At 50.0% G+C, this 5,805-nt stretch carries 6 protein-coding genes and 2 tRNA genes; 6 read left to right on the plus strand and 2 right to left on the minus strand.

Annotated elements, in window-relative coordinates:
* The coding region (locus Q7V48_02575; protein ID MDO9209625.1) for an ABC transporter permease at positions 1-889 on the minus strand (889 nt) is incomplete at its 3' end.
* Between the two features lie 11 nt (positions 890-900).
* Entirely contained in the window at positions 901-1,818 is a 918-nt protein-coding gene (locus tag Q7V48_02580) for an ABC transporter permease (protein MDO9209626.1), read from the minus strand.
* Positions 1,819-2,060: 242 nt separating this feature from the next.
* Here Q7V48_02580 and Q7V48_02585 point away from each other — a divergent pair, with 242 nt between their 5' ends.
* The 6 genes from Q7V48_02585 (at position 2,061) to Q7V48_02610 (ending at position 5,666) form a co-directional block, all read left to right on the plus strand.
* Positions 2,061-2,390, plus strand: a complete 330-nt coding sequence (locus Q7V48_02585) for a LapA family protein (GenBank protein ID MDO9209627.1) — start codon at positions 2,061-2,063, stop codon at positions 2,388-2,390.
* 29 nt (positions 2,391-2,419) lie between these two features.
* Positions 2,420-3,037 carry a DedA family protein gene (locus tag Q7V48_02590; GenBank protein ID MDO9209628.1) on the plus strand — a complete coding sequence of 206 codons (618 nt, stop codon included), beginning with the start codon at positions 2,420-2,422 and terminating at the stop codon, positions 3,035-3,037.
* Between the two features lie 221 nt (positions 3,038-3,258).
* Positions 3,259-4,539 (plus strand): serine--tRNA ligase, encoded by a 1,281-nt coding sequence (serS, locus tag Q7V48_02595; protein ID MDO9209629.1) that lies wholly within the window; start codon positions 3,259-3,261, stop codon positions 4,537-4,539.
* 131 nt (positions 4,540-4,670) lie between these two features.
* A tRNA-Ser gene (locus Q7V48_02600) sits at positions 4,671-4,758 on the plus strand.
* A gap of 231 nt (positions 4,759-4,989) precedes the next feature.
* Positions 4,990-5,082: transfer RNA gene (locus Q7V48_02605), tRNA-Ser, on the plus strand.
* A 179-nt stretch (positions 5,083-5,261) separates the two neighbouring features.
* Positions 5,262-5,666, plus strand: coding sequence for an EamA family transporter (locus tag Q7V48_02610; protein MDO9209630.1), 405 nt, complete (start codon positions 5,262-5,264; stop codon positions 5,664-5,666).
* The last annotated feature ends 139 nt before the right edge of the window (positions 5,667-5,805 follow it).

Consider the following 5,805-nt stretch of genomic DNA (forward strand, 5'->3'; position numbering starts at 1 on the left):
TATCCCTTAGCCAGTTCCCTAACAGGTTGATCCCCAAAACCACCAGCATGATCACCAGCCCGGGAAATGTGGCCAGCCACCAGGATGTTACCAGATACACCCGGCCATCAGCAAGCATTCCACCCCAGGTTGGGGTGGGAGGTTGAATTCCTAAGCCCAGGAAGCTGAGAGCCGCTTCCATGATGATCATGCGGGCCATCTCTAAAGTGATAATGACGATAATGGGGGGAACCACGTTGGGCAAGAGATGATTGAAAATAATTCGGCCGTTGGACCCGCCCAGGGCTCGGACAGCCATTACGTATTCCTTCTCCCTCAAGGAAAGAACTTCTGCCCGCACTACCCGGGCATAGATCACCCATCCGGTAATGCCCATGACGATGATGATATTCTGCAGATTAGGCCCCAGAACGGCAATAATGGCAATAGCAAGAAGGATGAAGGGGAAGGCCAATTGGACATCGGCCAAGCGCATAAATACGCTGTCTATCTTCCCGCCGTAAAAACCGGAGAAAAGACCGATGATGGTCCCCAGAAAAGCAGAGAAGACAACGGCGGAAACACTGACCACGATAGAGATCCGGGCGCCGTAGATCAATCGGCTGATAATATCCCGCCCCAGGTGGTCAGTCCCCAAAAGGTAATTGGGGTCGGTCCCTGCTTGGCCCAAGGGAGGAAGAAGTCGTTTTTCTACGTCTTGGAGGATGGGGTCATGGGGGGAAATCAAGGGAGCGAAAATAGCTGAAAAAATAACCCCCAAAACCATGATCAGGCCAAAAACGGCCCCTTTGTTTTCCAGCAGCTTGCGCAGGACTTTCTGCCCTCGGGTGACTCTTCGATCTTCTCCCACGAAGTCTAAAGTTTTTGCGGCATTCTCTAAAAAATCCATGATCTATTCTTTCACCCCAACTTTACCCGCGGATCCAGGTAGGTATAGAGAATATCGACTACCAGGTTGACCAGGACAAAAATCGATGCCAGGAGAAAAACCGCTGCTTGCACAACCGGATAATCCCGGTTGTATATCGCCTGCACGGCTAAACGCCCCACCCCTGGCCAGGCAAAGATGGTCTCCGTGATCACCGCTCCCCCAAGGAGAGTCCCCAACTCCATTCCGACGATCGTTACCACAGGAATTAAAGCATTCTTCAGGGCATGTTTCAGAATAACCATTCTTGGGCTCAGCCCTTTCGCCCGAGCGGTTTTCATGTACTCCTGCCCGAGAACCTCGAGCATGCTGGAGCGCATCATGCGAGCGGTCCGGGCCATGCTGAACATGCCCAGGGTGACCGCGGGAAGGATCAGGTGTTGAAGAGTTCCCCGGCCGGAAGAAGGAAACCACTGGAAGGTCACCGAAAAGACGAGGATCAGCATTATCCCGAGCCAGAAGACGGGGGTGGACTGCCCGAGGAGGGCGCCGGTCATCCCAATATGATCCAGGATGGAGTTTCGCCGGATGGCGGATATAATTCCTACGGGAACGGCGATGATCATCGCGATGATCATCGCCGTTATGGTCAACTGGATGGTGGCCGGCATGCGTTCCAGTACCAGGTCCAAAGCCGGCTGGCTGTGGCGAAAGGAGAGGCCAAAATCTAAACGGAGTGTGCCTTTAAAAAATCTCCAGTATTGTACAAGCAAAGGGTCGGTGAACCCCATCTCCTTGCGGAATTGAGCGACCTGCTCTGGGGTGGCGTCCATGGGCATCAGCAAGGCTGCCGGGTCGCCAGTGAGGTGGAGAATGATGAAAACCACCACCGAGATGCCAATGAGGACAAAAATGGAATGAAACAACCTTTTTAATATATAAGACTTCACAAGATAAACCACGGCTGGGGATTCCTTTGAAAAATCCCCGAGCTTCGCTGGGCACTTCTTCCAATCGAAATAAAGTGACTATATAACACAATGATCTCTTCATGGCAATGGAATAATTGCCTGCACCTATGCTTCACTTGATGAGAAAAAGATTGACATCTCTTTGAAACTCTTGCTATCTTTTATTTACCGCAGGAAAATCCTGCGGACCTCCGGGTCAAAATCTTAGCGGCGGTTTGAGAGTGACGAAAATAATTTTTATCATTCTTTTTATTGTCCTCGGGGCGACTTTCTGTACTTTAAATCGCCAGGAAATTTCACTCGGTTATTTCTTCGGGTGGCATACGGGTTCCTTTCCCCTTTTTCTATTGATTCTGGCTTCTCTTGTCGCCGGGATGGTGGTAGGATTTTCAATAGGTTGGGGAGAAAGGTGGAAACTTCGAGCGAAGGCCCGCGACTTAGGGGAACAAGTCAAAGCATTGAAAGAAGAGATTGAACCCCAGCCCTCGAAGGAGGAAAACCCTGAACTTTCGGTGAAATCCCCGGAAGCCCCAAAGCCTCCCCTTGTCTGAGGCTGACTCCTGCAGGAGCAAGATGAACTTTGCCTGATTTAGTCATCTTCCTCACCAACTACTCTGAGCAGTTTATTTACGCTGGGCTTTTCCTGATCCTCTTCTTGTGCGGATTGGGTTTGCCCATCCCGGAAGAACTTACCTTGCTCGCCGGCGGGTTTTTCGTTCATTTGGGGATTATCCGTTTCTACCCCACGCTGGCCACTGTATTCGTTGGCGTTTTAATCGGAGATATGGCCATGTACTCCATTGGGCGGAAATGGGGCCAGGGCATCATCACCCACCGTCAAATGCGGAAGATTTTTTCTGAAAGCCGCTTGGAGCGGGCGAAGCAATTTTTTGGCGATCATGGGAGTAAGACCATCTTCATTGCCCGATTTCTATCTGGTTTCCGAGTGGCCGCATTCCTGGCAGCCGGAACTATGGGAATGAAGCCTGGGAAGTTCTTAATCCTCGATACCCTGGCCGCTCTCATCATGGTTCCCCTTCTTCTCCTTTTGGGGTATTTCTTCGGAGCGAATATCGGCTGGTTAACCGAACTCTTTACCCGCATCGATTTTCTCCTCAAGGTAGGAGCTGTCCTGGGCGGGGTGGCCGCCCTGGTGTATTTTCTTTTGAAGAGGAAAAAATCCACCGCCCACAGATGAAGCCCCGGTGTTCTCGCCCTTTCATCTCGCCCTTTCAGAGTTGACTCCCAGCCAATGAAATGATAACTTACTTATAAAAGCTTAGGGCAGAACTCCACTCGCAATAATTGATGAAAAAGTTTTTTTAGAAGGAGAGGTGACCAAGCAATCTCCCGTTATCTTGTTTTCATCCGGAAACCCCCTCTCCTCTGGCGGGAGAGGGTTGGGGTGAGGAAACCACTGTGCTGGACTTGAAGTTTGTTCGCGAACATTGGGAGGAGGTAAAGGAAAAGGTTGGCCGGCGAGGTCAGGCCATCGACTGGGATTCTTTTGCCCGTTTGGATTCCGAACGCCGGGAGATTTTGCGGGAAACGGAATCTCTGCGCGCCCAACGTAACCAGGTTTCTGACCTGATCGCGGGAAAAAAGAAAAAAAAAGAAGATGCTTCCCCGGAGATCGCCCAGATGAAGGAGGTATCTTCCCGGATCAAGGAGCTGGAAGGCAAGTTGAACGCGATAGAAGAGGACCTCCGCGGAATCCTGATGGTGATCCCCAACATCCCCCACGAGAGTGTGGTCATCGGCCAGGAGGAGGCCGACAACCTCGAAATGCGCCGGTGGGGAAAGATTCCGGAATTTTCATTCACCCCCCGACTGCACTGGGAAATCGGGGAAACTTTAGATATTCTGGATTTCGACCGGGGCGCGAAGATCACCGGAGCGAGGTTTACCCTGTACAAAGACGGGGGAGCCAGGATGGAAAGGGCCCTGATGAATTTCATGCTGGATTTACACACGGGTTCGCACGGCTACCGTGAGGTTCTGCCTCCCTTCCTGGTAAATCGCAAGACCATGACGGGAACCGGCCAACTTCCCAAGTTCGAGGAGGATTTATTCAAGCTTGACGAGCCGGATTATTTTTTAATTCCCACGGCTGAAGTTCCTGTCACCAATATCCACCAGGATGAGATTCTGACGGAAGAAGAACTCCCCCTTTGTTATACGGCCTACACCCCCTGTTTTCGCAAAGAAGCAGGTTCTTACGGGAAGGACACCCGGGGGTTGATCCGGCAGCATCAGTTCAACAAGGTGGAGCTGGTGAAATTTACCACCCCGGAGGCCTCTTACGCTGAACTGGAAAGCCTAACCGAGGATGCGGAAGAGGTGTTGAGGCGCTTAGGGATTCCCTACCGGGTGGTGATGCTTTGCACAGGCGACTTGGGTTTCTCGGCCGCGAAAACCTATGACCTGGAAGCCTGGTTGCCCGGGCAGGGGGCTTACAAGGAAATATCTTCTTGCAGCAACTTTGAAGATTTTCAGGCGCGGCGGGCGAACATTCGTTATCGGCCCAAGGGGAAAAAAGGAACAGAGTTCGTGCACACCCTTAACGGTTCAGGCCTGGCTATCGGTCGAACCCTGGTGGCGATTCTGGAAAACTACCAGAATGAAGATGGCTCCGTTACAATCCCCGAAGTCCTGCGGTCGTATATGGGCGGCGCGGGAAAAATTACCAAACGCAAATAGGACGCAGATAAAACGCAGATTTTCGCAGATAAGATCTAGAAATGGATTTGATCTAAATTCTATTTTTGGTTTCTTAATTATTTTCTATCCGGTGAATCTGCGGCAATCTGCGTCCCATAAAAGCTTTTCCCGGAGGGATGGCCGAGTGGTCGATGGCGGCGGTCTTGAAAACCGTTTCCCCGAGAGGGGACGTGGGTTCGAATCCTACTCCCTCCGCCAGGAAATTTAATATAATTGGACGCAGATAAACGCAGATTTTCAGGATTAACATCTTAAAAACAAAATATTTTTCTGCGGGTATCTGCGAAAATCTGCGTCCCGAATAATTTAATTATATAAAAAATTCCTATTTGGACACGGATGCACACAGATTATCAGGATAAAATAAAAAGAAAATAATTATCCGTTGTTATCTGCGCAAATCTGCGTCCTATTAAATTTATAAAAAACGGAGAGATGACCGAGCTGGCCGAAGGTGCTCGCCTGCTAAGCGAGTGTATGCCGAAAGGTGTACCGCGGGTTCGAATCCCGCTCTCTCCGCCAGAAAATTTGCTACGCCAATTTTACTTTTAACTTGTAGCTTTTAACTAAAAGCAAACAATTTCTTTTAACTTTGGCCAGATCTGGTCCGCGGTGGCGGGCTTTTAATTTTTTCGGGGAATTGCCTGGGGAGAGAAAAAAGCTCGAAGAATGATTGGCAATGGGAATGAGGAGTCGAGTAAATGGATTATCTGACCATGACGTTGCTTTCTATGGTGCTGATCGGTTTTAACACTTTTGCCGTTAAACTGGTCAGCCAAAACCTTCACCCCGCTTTGCTCTTGGTCACCAAGTTTGGAATCGGGCTGGTGGGGTTGTTTTTTTACCTGGGGTATACCAAGGTTCCGCTGGTGTGGAATAAATACGTTCTATATGGTTGTCTGATCGGGGCTTGGTGGTCGGCAATTATGGTGCTTTATTATACGGCCATCGCCCGCGGTCCCCTTTCAGTAGTCATTCCCATTTTCAGCCTGAATCTGATCATTCCAGCAATCCTGGGTTTTATTTTTTTGCATGAACCCGTGACCGTATCCAAAGTCCTGGGCCTTGTCTTTGCCTGCCTGGCCCTAATTCTCTTGACCCGCTAAAAGACAGGGTTCAAGGATAAAAAGTTCCGCGTTACGCGTTTACGGGTTTCAGGAATGTCCCGCCAACGTGATAATGTCGTATTTTGCCAATTTAGAAATGTCCTATTTTAGAGATGCTAAAATGCCCTTTTTGAAGGGA

Source organism: Deltaproteobacteria bacterium (assembly GCA_030654105.1).
GTDB lineage: Bacteria > Desulfobacterota > SM23-61 > SM23-61 > SM23-61 > JAHJQK01.

Bases quoted from the DNA above. Each gene is read 5' to 3' on its own strand.
- Q7V48_02610 (MDO9209630.1), top strand. From the start codon at position 5,262: ATGGATTATCTGACCATGACGTTGCTTTCTATGGTGCTGATCGGTTTT.